The 17,546-nt window shown below is 62.6% G+C and carries 26 protein-coding genes; 21 read left to right on the forward strand and 5 right to left on the reverse strand.

Translation table 11 applies throughout. The annotated features are described in order from the left end of the window. Positions 1 to 9 precede the first annotated feature (9 nt). Positions 10 to 1,143, reverse strand: a complete 1,134-nt coding sequence (locus WFQ67_RS22505; RefSeq protein ID WP_337058256.1) for a hypothetical protein — start codon at positions 1,141 to 1,143, stop codon at positions 10 to 12. Positions 1,144 to 1,188: 45 nt separating this feature from the next. Continuing rightward, a complete protein-coding gene (locus tag WFQ67_RS22510) occupies positions 1,189 to 1,917 on the reverse strand; it encodes a LexA family transcriptional regulator (protein WP_337058257.1) in 729 nt (242 codons plus the stop codon). A gap of 107 nt (positions 1,918 to 2,024) precedes the next feature. Between WFQ67_RS22510 and WFQ67_RS22515 the strand changes: the two genes are divergently transcribed. From WFQ67_RS22515 to WFQ67_RS22545, 7 genes are all read left to right on the forward strand, one after another. Next, the gene (locus WFQ67_RS22515; protein ID WP_337058258.1) at positions 2,025 to 2,228 is read left to right on the forward strand and encodes a Cro/CI family transcriptional regulator; all 204 of its coding nucleotides are present in this window, start codon (positions 2,025 to 2,027) and stop codon (positions 2,226 to 2,228) included. A gap of 31 nt (positions 2,229 to 2,259) precedes the next feature. Then, positions 2,260 to 2,889, forward strand: a complete 630-nt coding sequence (locus WFQ67_RS22520) for a hypothetical protein (RefSeq protein ID WP_337058259.1) — start codon at positions 2,260 to 2,262, stop codon at positions 2,887 to 2,889. Next, on the forward strand, positions 2,879 to 3,844 hold the full coding sequence (locus tag WFQ67_RS22525; RefSeq protein ID WP_337058260.1) for a helix-turn-helix domain-containing protein: 966 nt from the start codon (positions 2,879 to 2,881) through the stop codon (positions 3,842 to 3,844). The genes WFQ67_RS22520 and WFQ67_RS22525 overlap by 11 nt, the downstream gene beginning before the upstream one ends. Continuing rightward, complete coding sequence (locus WFQ67_RS22530; protein WP_337058261.1) at positions 3,831 to 4,604, forward strand: hypothetical protein; 774 nt, start codon at positions 3,831 to 3,833, stop codon at positions 4,602 to 4,604. Before WFQ67_RS22525 ends, WFQ67_RS22530 begins: the two co-directional genes overlap by 14 nt. Further along, a complete protein-coding gene (locus tag WFQ67_RS22535) occupies positions 4,597 to 4,833 on the forward strand; it encodes a hypothetical protein (protein ID WP_271105837.1) in 237 nt (78 codons plus the stop codon). The genes WFQ67_RS22530 and WFQ67_RS22535 overlap by 8 nt, the downstream gene beginning before the upstream one ends. Positions 4,834 to 4,844: 11 nt before the next feature. Next, on the forward strand, positions 4,845 to 6,101 hold the full coding sequence (locus WFQ67_RS22540) for a tyrosine-type recombinase/integrase (RefSeq protein WP_337058262.1): 1,257 nt from the start codon (positions 4,845 to 4,847) through the stop codon (positions 6,099 to 6,101). Positions 6,102 to 6,205: 104 nt separating this feature from the next. Further along, positions 6,206 to 6,535 carry an antiterminator Q family protein gene (locus WFQ67_RS22545; RefSeq protein WP_213629612.1) on the forward strand — a complete coding sequence of 110 codons (330 nt, stop codon included), beginning with the start codon at positions 6,206 to 6,208 and terminating at the stop codon, positions 6,533 to 6,535. A gap of 294 nt (positions 6,536 to 6,829) precedes the next feature. Here WFQ67_RS22545 and WFQ67_RS22550 read toward each other — a convergent pair whose 3' ends face one another. The 3 genes from WFQ67_RS22550 to WFQ67_RS22560 form a co-directional block, all read right to left on the reverse strand. Next, positions 6,830 to 7,741: a hypothetical protein gene (locus WFQ67_RS22550; RefSeq protein ID WP_337058263.1), complete on the reverse strand. Its 912-nt coding sequence runs from the start codon at positions 7,739 to 7,741 to the stop codon at positions 6,830 to 6,832. A 198-nt stretch (positions 7,742 to 7,939) separates the two neighbouring features. Continuing rightward, positions 7,940 to 8,383, reverse strand: a complete 444-nt coding sequence (locus tag WFQ67_RS22555) for a type II toxin-antitoxin system HicB family antitoxin (RefSeq protein WP_337058264.1) — start codon at positions 8,381 to 8,383, stop codon at positions 7,940 to 7,942. A 49-nt stretch (positions 8,384 to 8,432) separates the two neighbouring features. Continuing rightward, a complete protein-coding gene (locus WFQ67_RS22560; protein ID WP_031286782.1) occupies positions 8,433 to 8,618 on the reverse strand; it encodes a type II toxin-antitoxin system HicA family toxin in 186 nt (61 codons plus the stop codon). Between the two features lie 126 nt (positions 8,619 to 8,744). Here WFQ67_RS22560 and WFQ67_RS22565 point away from each other — a divergent pair, with 126 nt between their 5' ends. From WFQ67_RS22565 to gp17, 14 genes are all read left to right on the forward strand, one after another. After that, positions 8,745 to 9,065: a phage holin, lambda family gene (locus WFQ67_RS22565; protein ID WP_184490333.1), complete on the forward strand. Its 321-nt coding sequence runs from the start codon at positions 8,745 to 8,747 to the stop codon at positions 9,063 to 9,065. A gap of 1 nt (position 9,066) precedes the next feature. After that, the gene (locus tag WFQ67_RS22570) at positions 9,067 to 9,402 is read left to right on the forward strand and encodes an HNH endonuclease (RefSeq protein WP_337058265.1); all 336 of its coding nucleotides are present in this window, start codon (positions 9,067 to 9,069) and stop codon (positions 9,400 to 9,402) included. Between the two features lie 86 nt (positions 9,403 to 9,488). Then, positions 9,489 to 9,932, forward strand: coding sequence for a terminase small subunit (locus tag WFQ67_RS22575; RefSeq protein WP_337058266.1), 444 nt, complete (start codon positions 9,489 to 9,491; stop codon positions 9,930 to 9,932). A gap of 3 nt (positions 9,933 to 9,935) precedes the next feature. Beyond that, on the forward strand, positions 9,936 to 11,609 hold the full coding sequence (locus WFQ67_RS22580; RefSeq protein ID WP_337058267.1) for a terminase large subunit: 1,674 nt from the start codon (positions 9,936 to 9,938) through the stop codon (positions 11,607 to 11,609). Then, positions 11,606 to 11,782, forward strand: coding sequence for a hypothetical protein (locus WFQ67_RS22585; RefSeq protein ID WP_213629624.1), 177 nt, complete (start codon positions 11,606 to 11,608; stop codon positions 11,780 to 11,782). The genes WFQ67_RS22580 and WFQ67_RS22585 overlap by 4 nt, the downstream gene beginning before the upstream one ends. 2 nt (positions 11,783 to 11,784) lie before the next feature. Continuing rightward, positions 11,785 to 13,053, forward strand: a complete 1,269-nt coding sequence (locus tag WFQ67_RS22590) for a phage portal protein (protein WP_337058268.1) — start codon at positions 11,785 to 11,787, stop codon at positions 13,051 to 13,053. After that, complete coding sequence (locus WFQ67_RS22595) at positions 13,050 to 14,000, forward strand: S49 family peptidase (protein WP_337058269.1); 951 nt, start codon at positions 13,050 to 13,052, stop codon at positions 13,998 to 14,000. Before WFQ67_RS22590 ends, WFQ67_RS22595 begins: the two co-directional genes overlap by 4 nt. 62 nt (positions 14,001 to 14,062) lie before the next feature. Beyond that, the gene (locus WFQ67_RS22600; protein WP_271105849.1) at positions 14,063 to 15,373 is read left to right on the forward strand and encodes a phage major capsid protein; all 1,311 of its coding nucleotides are present in this window, start codon (positions 14,063 to 14,065) and stop codon (positions 15,371 to 15,373) included. A 35-nt stretch (positions 15,374 to 15,408) separates the two neighbouring features. Further along, positions 15,409 to 15,567 carry a hypothetical protein gene (locus WFQ67_RS22605; protein WP_184490325.1) on the forward strand — a complete coding sequence of 53 codons (159 nt, stop codon included), beginning with the start codon at positions 15,409 to 15,411 and terminating at the stop codon, positions 15,565 to 15,567. Next, entirely contained in the window at positions 15,567 to 16,118 is a 552-nt protein-coding gene (locus WFQ67_RS22610) for a hypothetical protein (protein WP_337058270.1), read from the forward strand. Before WFQ67_RS22605 ends, WFQ67_RS22610 begins: the two co-directional genes overlap by 1 nt. Before the next feature lie 11 nt (positions 16,119 to 16,129). Next, entirely contained in the window at positions 16,130 to 16,312 is a 183-nt protein-coding gene (locus tag WFQ67_RS22615) for a hypothetical protein (RefSeq protein ID WP_213629636.1), read from the forward strand. Continuing rightward, entirely contained in the window at positions 16,312 to 16,644 is a 333-nt protein-coding gene (locus WFQ67_RS22620; protein WP_337058271.1) for a phage head closure protein, read from the forward strand. The genes WFQ67_RS22615 and WFQ67_RS22620 overlap by 1 nt, the downstream gene beginning before the upstream one ends. Further along, entirely contained in the window at positions 16,637 to 17,167 is a 531-nt protein-coding gene (locus WFQ67_RS22625) for an HK97-gp10 family putative phage morphogenesis protein (protein WP_213629640.1), read from the forward strand. The genes WFQ67_RS22620 and WFQ67_RS22625 overlap by 8 nt, the downstream gene beginning before the upstream one ends. After that, positions 17,167 to 17,538, forward strand: coding sequence for a tail completion protein gp17 (gene gp17 / locus WFQ67_RS22630; RefSeq protein ID WP_184490320.1), 372 nt, complete (start codon positions 17,167 to 17,169; stop codon positions 17,536 to 17,538). Before WFQ67_RS22625 ends, gp17 begins: the two co-directional genes overlap by 1 nt. Positions 17,539 to 17,546: the final 8 nt, after the last annotated feature.

The raw sequence follows: 17,546 nt of genomic DNA on the forward strand, positions 1-17,546 counted from the left end.
ATGGTGGAGTTACAGGGAGTTAGTGCGGTTATTTTTTTGTTCTGACTCGCACTGAGAGATATTTGAGAAATCGTACTGAAGCATATAAAAACCTTCCTCCGAATGTTTGGCGCGTGCTTGGAGGTAGATGCCTTCAAGGTCGTTTTTAAGTGGGGAGTCTGGATCGTTCTGCCAGTGAGCTGTCAGCGCTCTATCTTGCTTCAGAAGAGCCATCATCCATTCTTGAGGTTTGTTCCATATGCTGCCAGGGATTAACCGGTCAGTTAGCTGGGGTTGGCCGTATACGCTGCTCAATGCATCTTTCATTTCTTGAAAAGCGATTTGTAATTGGAAGCCGTGTCCGTTGGTTTGAATCTCTTTGCTCAGTGCTCGAATTTGGCAAAGGCCGACGGTTGGGGAGACGACCAGGGCGATGGTCTCCAGCGCCGCGTTCGCTTTTGGTGCTCGCCGCGCTCCATAGAGGTTTTCTTCAGGATTGATGGCGGTGAGTTCGCTACCGACCATCGCTTCAATTTCTGCCTTTGAAAGCCCTTTTTTGAAGCCAAGTGGACCATTTGCTGGTTCGATCTTAGGCCCTATATCCGCTGTGTCACCCTGCGCAATAGCCGGGTCGGGTTGAGTAGCACTGCTTTTCATGGCAGGGGTACTGGTAATCGCAAGACCATATTTTGCGCTGAGATAGCGCTGCTCCAACAATGCGAGCGTCTGTTCCTGGGTAGCGATGGCAGAAAGTTTCAGTGCAACGATCAATCCCCCAGTGTACTTCGCGGCATCGGCTCTCGCTGATGCTAGCTTTTCATTGGCTAGTGAAATTTCATTTGCTAGTGCCGTTGCTGCAACGGGGTCGGGAGTTGAGATTTGAGTCTGAACAGTTACGGGGGCATCAGATTCAATTGCGTGAATTCGCTGCTGAAGCAGAGCTTCGTTCGTCTGCAGAACCTCTAGTCTCGTTTCGATGAGTATTTTTATGAGGCCACCAGAGTATTTGGCTAAACTTGTCCTAGCTTCAGCTACTTCATTCTTGGTTTTTTGAAGCTCTTGTTGAAGTTCGCTCACCAGTGCCTTCTGCTCTGCGGTGAGTTCCTTTTTCCAGCAACCAGTTAGGGCCATAGCCATGATAAAGGCTGCGATGAGTCCTTTCATTTCATCCTCCTTGAGAGGTGATGCTTTTTGAGTTGTAAGCCGTATTTAGAGGTTGATGGATTTGGCGTCTATCACGCGACCAATAATTACCCAGTCGTCACCCATTTCGATGGGTCTGAAGCTTGGGTTTAGAGAAGCAAGATACTTGACGCCAGCTTCGACTATGTACTGCTTGAAGGTCGCTTCCATCCCTGGTGCATAGGCTATGTAGTATTTGCCATCTTCCATTTCGAAGCCTTCAGGTTGCACCAGAATTGGTAAGCCCTCTGGAAAAGACGGCGAAGTGTCAGAGACCATGGATTTCCCTTTGCAGGGAAGCCAGTACCCGTTTCTCCCTGGATTTACAAGGGTCTCATACCACTCTTTTCCATCATCGGGCGCCATGTAGTCAGGTGTATCAATTCGTTTCACCGCGCTAGTCCAGCTGATAAGGGGGTACCTGCCAACCTCTCTTACCGGCATCGAGTGCAAGCCTTCTCCGATGCTATCTACTATCGCCGACATTCGAGCAATCTGTTTCGCAAGGCGAGGGCTGAAGCGCTCTACAGGTACTCCTATGAGTTGTGAGATACCGATTGCGAACTCGATATTCAGAAGGGTTCTGCCGTTCAGAAAGTTACTGACTGAGCCCTGATACATGCCCAGCGCCACTCCCACAGCTTCCTGCGTGATGCGTTGCCCACGTGGTTTTGAGGCGTTGTAGGCTGCGATTTCAGCCTTTAGTGCAGCGCACTCAGCCTTTTCCCAGTCTTCGAGCTGTCGTTTTCCAATCATTGCAGCAGTTTATTTCCGCAGGCAATCGCCAGCAACTTTCATAACGATTGTTTTTGGTAATTTCCAAGGGCAATACTTCTGGTCGCCCCTAGCGACTGGAGAGCGGTATGAAACAGATCCCCATCAAGGAATTTGCGAAGGAGAAAGGGCAGCGCAATGCCGCCACGCTCCTCGGTTTGACCCAAGGCGCCCTTAGCAAGGCCCTGAGGCTCGAGCGTCAGATCCACGTCCGGCTTAACGACGACGGCACCTACTCGGCAGAGGAGGTCAAGCCGTTCCCGTCTCCCTCTCTTCGCAGGTCTTCGCCGTGAGTGAGCACAAAGCTATGAACAGGAGGCCGGAATGACAGCGTCATCCCGCAGACGACTTTGCAGCCGTGAGCAGGTGCTGCTCGATCACGCGCAGCAGATGGTGACCCGTGCGATTCCCGAAACCACTTTCGCGACCCGATTGAACAAGGTGATCCATGAGCAGATGGGTAGCCGGGCGGTGCTGAAGAAGGTGCCGGATCTGAACGCCATTTCCGGTGACGACGGCCGGGAGTACCTGAAGCAGACCGCCACCTGGTGGAAGCGGGTGCGGCGCTGGATTACGGCGGAGATCGAGTTCCCGAGCTGGCTGGAGGAGCCCTGGGTGGCTGCGCTGGAGCCGGAGTATCGAGAGCGTTGCCTCAACGAGCTCAACAGCCGTTATGGGCTGCTCACCGTGCGTGAAGACGTGAAGGGTGAGTGCCCGATGACGGCCTTCGGCGAGCTGGTTTCGCGGATGGGAGGTGCCGTCGAAGCATGTGCGCTGGTGTTGTCGGACGGCGTTGTGGATGACGCCGATCTGGAGCACCTGCCAGTGATGGTCGATCGCCTCTTGGCGATGGAGAGCCGGGCCTGCGAGTTGCGCGTTGCAGCTCAGCGGGTACTGGCCAATCAGAAGAACCACATGGATGTCTCACCACGAGGTGGGGGTAATGATTCTTAGCGATCTGCTGGATCGCCCGATTGCATTTCAGCGGGCGTTCGTCTCGCTTGGAGCAGGTATCACGGGGGCGCTGATGCTGTCCCAGGCGGTGTACTGGTCCAGGCGTACAGACGGCACGGATGGCTGGTTTTTCAAGACCATGGAAGAGTGGCAGGGAGAGACGGGGATGACCCGTTGCGAGCAGGAGGGGGCGCGCAAGAAGCTGGTGCGTGCCGGCGTTCTGGAGGAGCAGAAAAAGGGTGTGCCGTGCAGGCTCTATTACCGCGTGAACCTGGAGGCGATTGCTGCAGCCCTGGGGTTGGAAAGCGCGCAGACAAGGATGCGGAAACCCCGCAAGCCAGTATGCGGAAAACCAGCAGGCAAGGCAGCGGGAAACCCTCGTGCAAGCGTGTTGAAAACCAGCACGCATGGCTGCGGGAAACCAGCATTCCTTAGTAAGACTACAACAGAGACTACAGAAGAGATTACAGCAGAGAGTATTACCGACCCCCGTCCGGCAGAGCCGGCCAAAGGCGGTGAAACGAGTGCTCCGGTGGTTGAGCCACGATGCAAGATCCCGGATGACATGCCAGGGCCGAGGGACCCCACCTGCAAGACCTACCGAGCCTGGGCGAACTACGCGATGGCCTATCGCAAGCGCTACAAGGCATGGCCGATCTGGAACGCCAGAGTGGCAGGACAGGTTGGCCAACTGATCGACCGCCTGGGCAGCGACGTGGCCCACCATGTGGCGGCGTACTTCCTGAGCGTCAACGACGCGAGGCTGATCAACGGCTTTCATGGCATTGGTGACCTGTTGAGCCGGGCCGAGGCGTACCACACGCAGTGGGCGACCAATACGCAGATGAACCACCGCACCGCCCAGGAGCTGGAGGGCCGGCAGGCGAACCTGACCGCTGCGCAGCGGGCGCTGGAGACGCTGAGGGCGCGGAGGAACGGCGATGCTGACGGGTGAGCAGGAGGAGGCGTTGTTGCTGGCGCTGTTCGCCACTGCCGAGGCGATGGGGCATCAACTGACCGAGAGCGCCGGGCTGATGATGATCGAGGACCTGCGTAACTACGACGAGCCAGTGATCGTTGCCGCGCTGCAGGCGTGCCGGCGAGAGGTGTCCGGGAGGTTGACCAGCGCGGCCATCCTGCAGCGGGTGCTGGTGGCGGATGGTCGTCCGGGGCGGGATGAGGCCTGGTCCATTGCGCTGAAGGCCGCTGACGAATTCGATTCGGTGATGTTGACCGAGGAGGTGTTGGCGGCCCTGCAGGTGGCCCAACCGAGCCTGGAGTCGCGCGACAAGGTTGGCGCGCGGATGGCATTCCTCAGCGCCTACGACCGGTTGCTGGAGGCTGCCCGACTGGCTGGCAAGCCGGTGCGGTGGTCGTTGTCCATTGGCTTCGACTCGGGCCGCCGTGCTGTGGCGGTGGAGCAGGCGGTGCAGCTGCAGCGCCTGACCGCACAGGAAGGGCGGGCATTGCTGGCGGACATGCGCGAGAACCACGTCACCCAGGATGGCAGCGCGATTGCCGGCCTGATCACCGGGCAGGTTGCCGCCGCGTCGCCTGGTATTCACGAACGGTTGCAGGCGATCCGCAACGAGCTGGTGGCTTCCAGGGAGCGGAAGGCCAGAGCCCGGCGCGAACAACTCAAACGCTACGACCGAGCTCTACGGGATCGCTTCGACGCGATGCTCGCCGAGGCGAAGGGAGGACACCATGGCTGACTTGGCCAAGGAGCTGAAGTGGCGCACGAAGCGCGACCAACACCGCAACCCGATCCCGGGCTGCTGGGAAACCCGTTGCGGCTACACGGTGGCGCTGTGCCGGTTGCCGGAGCACCGCTACACGGTGACGGCGCCCGATGGGCGATTGCCGTTCGCCTACACCGGGGCAGCGGAGGATGTGCCGCGCCTGATCGAAGCGCACAAGGCTTCGCTGGAGGTGGAGCCATGAGGACGCAGGTAGTGACCTTCAGCGACGCGGAGCTGCGGCGCCAGGGAGAGGGGCGGGCGGTGGAGCTGCGTGACCCTCGCTACCCCGGGGTGCGCTTTCGCTTCACGGGCAACCGCGAGGCCGGTAGCTGGTTTCTGATCCACCGCCGGCAATGGCGTCGGGTGGGTGGCTATCCGGAGCTGGGAACCCGTGCGGCGCTGGAGGCGATCCGCGCCACACGTGTCCGCCTGGCCGTCGACCCGGATGCGGTGATCAGCAAGGGGAACTGGCACACGCTGGGTGAGCTGCTGACCTGGTACCACGACCGCATCAAGACGAACCGGAACATCTCGGCCAAGCGACGGGATTCGGTGTTGTCGATCCTGACGTTGCACTTGATCCCCAGGTTGGGCGATCTGCTGCTGGCTGAGGTCGATGTGGAGCAGGTGGACGCTTTGCTCATGTGGCCGCTGCAGCAGCGCTACTCGGTGGGGCACTTGCGGCATATCTTCCGGGTGCTGGTGATGGCGCTGGAGCAGGCTCTGGAACTGGAGATGATCGAGGCGAACCCGTTGGCGGGCATGCGCTTCCGGCGCTTCGTGAAGGCTCGCAGTAAGCCCCGGCCGGCGCGGCTGCACAGCATGGGTGTTGAGTCACTGCTCAAGCTTCTGGGGGAGTACTTCGAGCGTGCCCCGGGTGAGGCGATGCTGGCGCTGATGATGCTTGCGCATGGCAGCCGCATCGGCGAGACACGCTTGGCCCACAAGCGCCATGTCAGTCTGCGGGAGCGGCTCTGGTTGCTGCCAGCGGAGAACACGAAGACCGGTACCGAGCATGTGCTGCCACTGACGGACCAGGTGGTGGCGTTGCTGGAGCGCTACTTCGAGCGCATAGGTGGGCAGGGCGATGGCTTCTTGGTGGTGGACCGCGACGGCTTGCCCTTCAGCGCCCGGCAGGCGAGTGAGGTGTTCTCCACACTGGGCGGTGGGGAGTGGACCAGCCATGACCTGCGCAAGCTCGCGCGCACCGGCTGGGCCGACCTGGGCGTGGACTACCTGATCGGCGAAATGCTGCTGAACCACGCGATGGGTTTCTCGGCGGAAACCTACATCAACACCTCGGCGGACGACCTGAAGCTGGACGCGCTACAGCGTTGGCACGCCTGGCTAGATGAGCGTGGCTTCGACGCCATCCACGGTGCGACAGATGCAAGACGCGCCGTTTCGACAGGGCCGCAAAAGCCCAGCAATCACGCGCCTTACAGCGCCAATCCGGATTCTTCACGGTAGAGGAGGCGAATCAGGTGCCGCAGGCCGCTGCGGCACCGCATCAGTGACGAACAGGAGCCACAAAGGCCGCATGAAGGGCATCAGGAACCAACTGGAGACCGACCATGGCAACAACGAAAGACACCGAGCGCCTGCTGGAGCAGTGGGGCATCTGGGCGAGGCAGGGCGCCAACGTACGTGGGCTGAACGTCCGGGGCTACCAGGCTGCCGCGATGATCACGGACGACGATGCACTGCTGATCGACCGCTTGGTGGCCCGCCTGGGGCAGCGCTACGAGGAGTGCGCGGAGGTGATCGTTCGGTATTACACGAGCGGCGCGACCTTCAGGATCGTAGGCAAGCGGATGGGGTTCGGGGAGGAGAAGACGCGGCAGCTATGGAAGGCTGGCGTGGCGTGGGTGGATGGGGCGCTGGAGGCAAGGCGGGTGGCCTGAGGGGCGTCCTAGGAGCTGGCCGTGGGGTGCTTAGGGTGGAGCTTTGCATCATGGAGGAGTGGGCATGGCTTCACGGGCGCGGAATAGGCGAAGGGCGGAGGCGCGGGCGGTTAGGAAGGATCGGTCGCCGCCTGCAATGGATCTGGTGGGTAATTTGATGATTGCGGTTGGAGTAGCGATAGCAGCGTTTGCCATGGCTGCACTGGTAACTTTGGGATGAGAAGTGGATTTAAGCCATGCCGTTGTCGAAACTCAGCGTGGCTTAATTCGGTAGATCGATTTAATTATGGATCGTCACTGTTCGGCCGGGGTGCCGGGTGTATTGGGTTGTTTGACTGCAATGCATTTTTCGTACTCATTGAATGCATTGATTATTTGCCTTGCTTGATGGAGGGTCGCATTATCAGAGGCATCTAGGAGAACAAAATTTGCGTCCTCGGTGTCACCCGGAGCTTTATCTCCGCTTCTGGGTTTTGTGATTATCTTGATTGTTTCTTCGGTCTTGAAAGATCTGTCGGCTATCTGTTGTTCAACCTTCTTTTGAAGGTTGCCTACATCCAAAAGTACCCTTTGACGAAGAGAGTTCGAGATATCCTCTGCTCTTGAGATATCTGAAATGGCATCGTCTGTGGCAATCTCCGCTCGTGCCAGCCACATTGGAGAAACGTCTCTCGTGCGAGAGGTATCACTTGCAATCGTTGCGGCGAAGGTATGAGTACCGGCAGGTGCACTTGCAAAGCCTGCTTCAATGGCAGCGATGTTTTTTGACCGATTGGTTTGTATTGTGAGCAGTTTTCCCTGTACCGAGCTCTTTTGCTGCTCAATAAATTCGACGTGTGGTATTGCGCAGTCCAGTTGAGTTCGGGCATCGCTATAAATCTGGCGCTGCTCGGCAAAATTGCCCCAGAAGTCAAAGCCCAGCGCGGTGGCAATTATCGCGGCGGAAGATTTATAAACTCGGGAGTGGGACTTTGCTGCTGCGCCTATCACGGATACTCCGGCCCCTGCAATGGCAAGCTGACCTAGCACGGAGTGATTTTTGGCAGCGCCTATTTGATAAGCGCTGTAGTGCTCGGATAACAGTTTAAGTGGTTCTACTGGACCGCTGGTTTTCCAAGGGGAGATGGGATCAGGTTCACGTAGATTTTTATATGAGCATCCTTGGACTAGTACAACGAAAAATAGAAATAGAAATTTGGACTTCATGATTACATCCCTGTATTGATATCGTTGTGACATCGTAGCAGAGCATTCCGTGTCCGCAATTCCATCACGATGGGCTCTAGAGAAAGGTTGGGGTGATTGACAGCCCGGGGGATAAACCTTAGATTCCAGGCATCTTGCGGTTAACCCCGCACAAAAAGCCCCAGCCATTGCGCCGGGGCTTTTTCGTTTCTGGCTTGGTCATGCGCTTTGCGGCCACTCTCCAACTTCAACAGTTACCGCCAGCCGCTTACCCAGCTTTGCTAGCGCAGCTTCAACGGCCTCCATCTTCGAGGTGTGGAGGAAGTCCACCAGGCGATCCACCTGCATGGGCGCGACGCTCAGCAGGCGGCACAGGTCTGCCTTGCGCAGACCCTGCTCCATCATGGCGTTCCAGAGGTAGATCTTGGCGACGGTCACAGCGGGAAGCCGCACGACATGCTCGCCACCCTCAGCAGGGCTCGCTGCTGGAATAGCGCGACGCTGGTCCACGTAGAGGGAGAGGGTTGACTCGATGGCGTCCACGGCTTCGGCCAGCGCATGCGCGACGTCATCGCCGTAGCTGTTCAGCTCTGGAAGATCCCGGCAGAAGACTGCCAGCCCTGGAGTGTCATCGGCTTCAAGCCGGATTGCGTAGTCGTACATGGGCGCTCCTTAAGATGAATCACTCAGCCTTCAGTGTCGGTGGTGGGGCTCACTCGGTGAGCCCCAGTTGCTTGATGATTGCCTTGCGGGTCGGCTCTTTCATTTCCTTGGAGCCGTGATCCGCGAAGATCGTCGTCTTGCCGTTGGGAGCGGTGATCTTGAAGTGGCTTCCTTTCGCCGCTTCGAAGGTGACCCCCTGGGCCCGTAACCATCGCCTGAATTCGCTGTGTTTCATCACCTCGTCTCTGTCATTCGGATGGCTCAACGATACAACAAATATGTTGCAATGCAACATTAATGTTGTGTAGGCCGTTTCCTCTCATACGCCTGTTGAAGCCTCCGTTCCGGGAGGTTCTGAGACATGAAGATGCCTGATAGACCTGATACCTGGGGCGCGCTGCTCGACTGGCTACGCGAGCAGTCGCTGCCGCTTTATGCGGCGGCACTGGCATTCGCGATGGCGGTGCTGCGCATCCTGTACGGAGGCGGCACACGCCAGCAGATGCTGGTGGAGGGCGCGCTCTGCGGTGGCCTCACGCTGACGCTGTGCAGCGCGCTGGAGTGGCTGAACATACCCATCTCCATGTCCACCTTCGTAGGTGGTTGGGTGGGGTTCCTGGGCGTGGAGAAGATCCGCGAGATCGCGGGCCGCTTCTTCGATATCAAGCTGCCGAGGAAGTGACGTGGCGAGAATCAGGACGCTGCGCCCACGGGTCTCCATGCAGCGAGGCGGGCGCGTGCCCACCGTGCAGCCAGGCTCATGGCGCCAGGGCAAGACGTCTTCACAGCGCGGTTACAACTACGCCTGGCAGCAGGCGCGCGAGCAGTACCTGCGGGCCAACCCACTGTGCGTGTACTGCAAGCGCAAGGGTCTGCTGATGGCGGCCACCGTGGTTGACCACATTGTGGCGCATCGCGGGGACCCGGAGCTGTTCTGGGACCGCGAGAACTGGCAGTCGCTCTGCACGCCATGCCACTCGGGTGACAAGCAGCTCGAGGAGGCGAACCGCGAGGGGTAGGGGGGTGAAAAATTTCCAGACCTTTCGCCTTGCTAGACCGCCCCCTGACTCACGCACAGATTTTTTCGGCTGTGGAGGAAATGTTAATGGCTTTAACACCCAGGAAGCGGCGCTTCGTCGACGCTCTTGGGCGCGGTGCGAGCAACAAGGAGGCGGCCATCGAAGCCGGCTACAGCCCAGCAACGGCGGGGCCTGCGGGCTCCCGGCTGGCGAAGGATGCGGACGTGCTCGCCGAGCTCGCCCGACGTGCAAAACCCAAGGACGCCGGTGTTAACACCGAGGCGCCAGATGTTAAACCCCCGGTGCCTCCGGTCGAGGACGATCCCCAGGCCTATCTGCTTGACGTGATGAACGACGGCGAGGTCGATACCAAGCTGCGCCTCGACGCGGCCAAGGCGCTGATGCCGTACATGCACGTTCGCAAAGGGGAGGCCGGCAAGAAGGCAGGCCGAGCCGATGCCGCGAAGAGTGCCGCCACCGGCCGCTTCGGCCAGGGCGCCGCACCCAAGGTGGTGCCGATCAAGAGGTGATGAATGCAGTGGACGACGGCTTGCCCGGACTGGGAAGCGCGGATCGTCAACCGCCAGAGCCTCGTCCCGATCCCGCCACTGTTCCCGCAGGTCGCCGAACAGGCGCTCGATGTGTTCCGCGAGCTGCGCATCGTCGACATGGCCGGCAGCCCGACCTTGGGCGAGGTCAGCCTGTCCTGGGTGATGGACTTCGTCGGCGCCGTCTTCGGTGCCTATGACGAGGAGACCGGCCGGCGACTGATCAACGAGTTCTTCCTGCTCATCAGCAAGAAGAACTCCAAGTCGACCACCGCCGCCGGGATCATGCTCACCGCACTGATCGTCAACTGGCGGCACTCGGCCGAGTTCCTGATCCTCGCGCCGACCATCGAGGTGGCCAACAACAGCTTTCACCCCGCCCGGGACATGATCAAGGCGGACGACGAACTGGCCGACCTGCTCCACGTGCAGGAGCACATCCGCACCATCACCCACCGTGTCACCGGTGCGACGCTCAAGGTCATCGCTGCCGACAGCGAGACGGTGGGCGGCAAGAAGGCGACCGGCGTGCTGATCGACGAGCTCTGGCTCTTCGGCAAGCAGCCCAACGCCGAGAACATGCTGCGCGAAGCCTGCGGCGGGCTGGCCTCAAGGCCCGAGGGGTTCGTCATCTTCCTCTCCACGCAGTCGGACCAACCGCCCGCCGGCGTCTTCCGGCAGAAGCTGCAATACGCGCGTGGCGTGCGGGACGGTCGCATCGACGACCCCAACCTGCTGCCGGTGATCTACGAATTCCCCGAGCGCATGCTCAAGGCCAACGAGCACCGCAACCCGGCGAACTTCCACATCACCAACCCCAACCTCGGGGCGTCGGTGGACGAGGCCTTCCTGCGGCGTGAATTCCGCAAGGCCGAGGAGGGCGGCGAGGAGTCGTTGCGCGGCTTCTTCGCCAAACACCTCAACGTCGAGATCGGCCTCGCGCTGCGCTCCGACCGCTGGGCCGGCGCCAAGTACTGGGAAGAGCAGGGCGTCGAAACCGGCCTGACCCTGGAAGACCTGATAGCGCGCTGCGAGGTCATCGACTTCGGCATCGACGGTGGCGGCCTGGATGACCTGCTCGGCCTCGCCGCCCTGGGCCGCGAACTGCACACCCGCAAATGGCTGCTCTGGACGCACGCCTGGGCACACCCCTCGGTGCTGGAACGGCGCAAGAGCGAGGCACCGCGTTTCCGCGACTTCGAGCGCGACGGCCACCTGACCATCGTCGAGCACATCGGCGAGGACGTCAGCCAGGTCGCCGGGCTGGTCGCCCAGGTGTACCACGCCGGTCTCCTCGACCAGGTGGGCGTCGACCCGGCCGGCATCGGCGCCGTGCTCGACGCCCTGGTCGAAGCCGAGGTGCCCGAGGAGCAGGTCATCGGCATCTCCCAGGGCTGGCGGTTGGGCGGCGCCATCAAGACCACCGAGCGCAAGCTCGCGGAAGGAACGCTGCTCCACGGCGGCCAACCGCTGATGGCCTGGTGCTGCGGCAACGCGCGGGTCGAACCGCGCGGCAACGCCATCCTCATCACCAAGCAGGCCAGCGGCACCGGCAAGATCGACCCGCTCATGGCCACCTTCAACGCCGTCACGCTCATGTCGCTGAACCCGGAGGCACGCCACGGCACCTCCATCTACGACCAAGGGGTCGGAATATGAAATTGCAGATTCTTTCCTGGCTCACCGGGCTGGCCGGCTTCGGCCTGCTGGTGGCCGGCGTCGAACAGGTGCACAGGCCCAGCGCCCTGATCGTCGCCGGGCTCGGCCTGCTCGCCTGGGCCTGGCTGGCCGACCGCGCCGGCGCTATCCAACAGTTCCGCAAGCGAGGCTGAGCATGTTCTTCGCCAACCTGCTCGGCAGTGGCAACCTGACCGACAGCGGCAGCGACTTCTGGCGCAGGTTCCTCGGCAGCTCGCGCAACAGCACCGGCATCGCCGTCACGCCAGACAGCGCGCTCGCACTGCCCGTGCTGCAGAACTGCGTCAGCCTGCTGGCCGAAAGCATCGGCCAGTTGCCCCTGGAGGTCTTCCAGCGCTACGGCGAGGGCCAGCGCAAGCCGGCCATCAACCACCCGCTGTACGACGTGCTGCGCTACCAGCCCAACGGCTTCCAGACGCCCTACGAACTGCGCGAAGCCGAGCAGCTCGCCCTGGGCATGCACGGCAACAGCTTCGGGCTGGTGGAGCGGCGCGGCGACGGCAATGTCACCGCCATCTGGCCGCTGAACCCGGAGCGGGTCGGCGTCTTCAAGGGCAGTGACCTACTGCCGTACTACCAGGTCGGCGCCCACCCCGAGCGCCTGCCCATGCGCCAGATCCACCACGTGCGCTGGCACAGCCGCAACTACTACCGCGGCCTCTCGCCCATCGAGCTGCATGCCGACGCCATCGGCCTTGCCCAGGCCGTGCGCCAGTACACCGGCAAGAGCTTCGCCAACGGCGTCGCCATCTCCGGCGTCATCGAGCGCCCGCGTGAAGCGCCGCCGATCAAGGACCAGGACAGCATCAACAACATCACGGACCAGTGGGCGCAGAAGTACGGCGGCATGGACAACGCCAAGAAGGTCGCCCTGCTGCAAGAGGGCATGACCTTCAAACCCATGTCCATGAGCAACGTCGACGCCGAGGTCCTGGGCATCCTCAAGGTCAGCGGTACCGACGTCGCGCGGATCTACAAGATCCCGCTGCCCATGGTGAACGACCTCGAGAAGTCCAACTACAACACTCTGGAGCAGCTGCTCATCCACTACGTGGTCTTCGCCCTGCTGCCCTGGGTGAAGCGCCACGAGCAGGCCAAGATGCGCGACCTGCTGCTACCCCAGGACAGGCGCGACCACTTCATCGAATTCAACATCTCCGGCCTGCTGCGGGGCGACCAGAAGAGCCGCTACGAGGCCTACGCCATCGGCCGCCAATGGGGGTGGCTATCGGTGAACGACATCCGCCTTCTGGAGAACCTCCCGCCCATCCAGGCCGGCGACATCTACCTGCAACCGCTGAACATGATCGACTCCACCAAGGGCATGCCCGACCTCAACAACCCCGGTGTGCGTGCGCAGCTGGAAATGCAGCAACGCCAGATCGAAAGGATGCTTGCACAGTGAAACGCTACCTGCGGGCCTCCAGCCTGCTGTTCAACCAGCCGCTGCTGGTCACCCCCGACGTTCTCGACCTGGGCGTGCGCTGGGCCAACCAGACCATGAACCTCAACATCGTCAACGTCGGCCCACCCGGCGCGCTCGGCCTCTGGAAGGATGACGACGACCCCGGCGCCCAGCTCGAACGCATCGAAAAACGCCGCCGCGCCCGCGTCGCCCAGACCGGCATCGAGGTCATCCCCGTGCACGGCATCCTCGTCAGCCGGGGCGGGCACATGAACCCCTGCGAGACCATGACCAGCTACGAAGGCCTGCGAACATCCATCCAGCAGGCTGTGGCCGACCCGATGGTCGAACGCATCGTGCTCGATATCGACACCCCGGGCGGTTCTGCGACGGGGGCCTTCGAACTGGCCGCCAGCATCCGCGCCATGGCCCAACAGAAGCCCATCACCGGCATCGTCAACTTCATGGCCTTCAGCGGCGGCTACCTCATCGGCAGTGCTTGCAGCGAGCTGGTGGTCAGCCAGACTTCCGGCGTCGGCTCCATCGGCGTCATCGCCAGCCACCTCGATCGGTCGCGGATGGAGGACCGCCTCGGCGTCACCGTCACCACCGTCTACGCCGGCGCCCACAAGAACGACCTCACCCCGCACGAGCCTATCAGCGAGCAGTCCCTGCAACTGCTCAACGAGCTGGTGCAGGAGAGCTACGGGCACTTCGTCGACGCCGTGGCCGAGTACCGCGGCCTTAGCGCCGCCCAGGTTCGGGGGACCGAAGCCCGTACCTACAGCGGCCAGGCCGGTATCGATGCCGGGCTTGCCGACCGCCTGCAGGCACCGCAGGACGCACTCGATGGCATCGCCCGCGCAGTGGCCACCAGCCGCGCCGAGCGGCAGAACCGCAAGCTCGCCGTGCGCGCCGCCGCCCTCAACATCCAGACGCTGATCTGACCGCGTTCGCGGCAGTCACCCAAGCCCGCCCCGTGCGGGCTTTTTCATGCCCAGGAGGCACCATGTCCCAAGTACTCAAACTGCGCAGCGAACGCGGCCAGCTCAATGACGAGCTGCAGGCCCTGGCCAAGCTGGATGCGACCGAGACGCTGAGCGCGGAGCAGCTCGCCCGCTTCACCGAACTGGAGGGCCAGATCACCGCGCTGACCGACCGCATCGCCCGCGCCGAGTCGGCCGAACGCGCCGCCGCAGCCTCCGCCGTACCGGTGGAAGAGGGCGCCCAGGGCATCCAGGGCCCGCCCGGTACCATTGAGGGGCCGCACTCGCCCAAGCCGGTCGCAGGCGCCAAGGTCGCGCAGATGGTGCGCCTGCTCGCGGCCACCCAAGGCAACCAGCAGATGGCCGCGCAAATGGCCAGGGAGGGCGGCTTCGGGGCCGACGTCGCCATGGCGCTCAACACCGTCACCCCGGGTGCGGGTGGCGTGCTGGTGCCGGAGAACTTCAGCACCGAGCTGATCGAGCTGCTCAAGCCCAAGTCCGTCGTCCGCGCCATGGGTTGCCGCACGCTGCCGCTGAACAACGGCAACCTCACGCTGCCGCGCATCCGCAAGGGCACCACCGTGCACTACATCGGCGCCGACACCGACATCCCCGTGACCGGTATGCAGTTCGCGGACCTCAAGCTGTCCGCCAAGACCCTGGCCGCCATCGTCCCCATCGCCAACGACCTGATCGCCTATGCGGGGGTCAGCCCGCGAGTGGACGAGCACGTGGTACTGGACGTGACCGAGAGCATCAGCCTGGCTGAAGACCTCCACTTCCTGCGCAGCCCGGGTGGCGACATCCTGCCCAAGGGCACCCGATTCTGGGCGCACGCCAGCAACCTGGTGCCCGCTCCGGTGAAGGACGACCTGCAGAGCGTCGAGCTGTTCCTCTCCGCCATCCTGCTGCGCCTGGAGGGCGCCAACGCCCACATGGCCAGCCCCGGCTGGGTCATGGCGCCGCGTACCCGCCGCTGGCTCGCGTCCCTGCGCGACGGCAACGGCAACAAGGTCTACCCCGAGCTCGACCAGAAGATGCTCAAGGGTTACCAGGTGGGCATCACCACCCAGATCCCCATCAACCTCGGCGACAAGGGCGACGAGTCGGAGATCCACTTCGTCGACTTCGGCGACTGCTACATCGGCGAAGGCGACGGCATGGTCATCAACTTCTCCAGCGAGGCGACCTACAAGGACGCCGACGGCGAAGTCGTCAGCGCCTTCCAGCGCAACCAGACCCTCATCCGCGTCATCGCCAAGCACGACTTCGGCCCGCGCCACATCGAATCCGTCGCCATCGGTACCGGCGTGCGCTGGGGCGTTGAACTCTGACGCAGGGACTCGAACTCTCACACCGAGGAAGCACCGTGGAAAAGAAAGAGATCGTCCAGTTCGTAAAACCCTGGCGCGGCTACGCGCCGAAAGAGAAGGCCGGCTTCGATGCCGACACCGCCAAGGCCCTGGAGAAGGCCGGCATCGCCTTCCCGCCCGGCAAGGCGCCCAAGGCCAGCGCCGAGCAAGGCTGATGGCCCGCCGCATCGCCTACCTCGGCGAGCCGGTGCTCACCCTGGCCCAGGTGGCGCAGCAGTGCCGCCTGGAGCCGGATGACGCGCAGGTCGAACTGATCGAGCAGGTGATCATCCCCGGCGTCACCGCCCAGTGCGAAGCGATCACCGGCGCCGCCATTCGTGAGGCGCGCTATGAAGAGGACTGGCCCGAGCACTATCACGCGGGCCGCGCCCTGGATATCGGCCAGGCCCACACAATCGAGCGCATCGAACGTGTGCAGGCGGACGGCCAATTGCAGGCGCTTCAGGACGTGCACCTGCTCCACCAGGGCCTGCGCGAAAGCCGCCTCGAGTTCCCAGGTGGGCGCCCGTCGGGCCGGCTGCGCGTTCGCTACCGCGCCGGGGTGGATCTGGACGCCCACCCCGGCGTACGCAACTGGCTGCTGATGCACGCCGCCACCGCCTTCGAATACCGCGAGACCCTGGTCAGCGGCACCCAGTTGCTGCCGCTGCCCAGTCACTTCCTCGACAGCCTGCTGGCCGACATCACCCTGCCGCCCAGGTTCTGAACGGAGACCGCATGAACAGCTACCTGTACGAACTGATGCAGAACCTCACCGAAACCCTGCAGGCCCAGGCCGACGCCATCGACCGGCTGGTGGCCAGCAACAACCAACTGCTGGAAGTCCTGCTGGACGAGGAGGGCGCCGAAGCCCCACCGAGTACCTACATGGACGGCTCGCCCATCCACGAGCCCTCCTGATGCGCGCCGGCAGCCTGCGCCACCAGGTGGTGATCGAGGCGCCGCAGCAGGAGCAAGACCCGGATAGCGGCGCCATGGTCACCACCTGGGTGGAGTGGGCGCGGGTCTGGGCCGGCATCGAGCCGCTGTCCGCCCGCGACTTCATCGCCGCCCAGGCGGTGCAGAGCGAAGTCACCGCGCGCATCGTCATCCGTTATCGAGCGGGCCTCACCGCCGCCATGCGCATCAACCACGCCGGCCGCCTCTACACCATCCACGGCGTGCTGCCGGATGCCAGGAGCGGCCGCGAGTACCTCACCCTGCCCGTATCGGAGGGCGTGAACGATGGCTGATATCGAATTCACCCTGGAAGGCATCGACACCCTGCTGGGCAAGCTGGATGCCGTCAGCGACGACCTCAAGCAACGCAGCGGTCGCTACGCGTTGCGCCGTGCCGCCCGCCTGGTGGCCGAAGCCGCGCGCGACAACGCCCGCAAGCTGGACGACCCACAAACCCGACAGAACATCGTCGCCAACATCGCGGTGCGATGGGACAGACGCCGCAGCCGCAACGGTGACCTGGCTTTCCGGGTCGGTGTGCTCGGTGGCGCCAAGCAGACCCACAACTACCACACCCGGCGCGGGCGGCCCTCGCGGGAGTACTGGGTTGGCGGTGACAGCGGCAACCCGGGTGGCGACACCTTCTACTGGCGCTTTCTCGAATTCGGCACCCGGCATATCCGTGCTGAAGGCTTCATGCGGCGAGCGCTGGCCGAGAACATCGAAGCCGCAACCGGCGCCTTCATCAACGAGTACGAGAAGTCCATCGACCGCGCCATCAAGCGCGCGGCCAAACGCGCCGCCAGGAGCAACTGATGCACCCGCCCATCTTTCGCACCTGCGTGCGCAGCGCCGCGGTGGTGGCGCTGCTCGGCAGCAAGCCCACGCGGCTCTACCCATTCGGCGAGGCGCCGGAGAACGTCCAGCTTCCTTACGCCGTGTGGCAAATCATCGGGGGAGCACCGGAGCAGTTTCTCGCTGGCTCGCCGGACATCGACAGCTACGCCCTGCAGGTGGACGTGTACGCCACCAGCGCCGCCATCGCCCGCGCGGTGGGCCGTGCCCTGCGCGATGCCATCGAAACCGAAGCCTGCATCACCCGCTGGGGCGGGGAGATGCGCGAGCCAAACACCCGTGACTACCGCCTGAGCTTCGATCTCGACTGGTGGACACCCCGCAAGCCCTGACACCCGCA

This window comes from Pseudomonas sp. USHLN015 (assembly GCF_037153275.1).
GTDB lineage: Bacteria > Pseudomonadota > Gammaproteobacteria > Pseudomonadales > Pseudomonadaceae > Metapseudomonas > Metapseudomonas tohonis.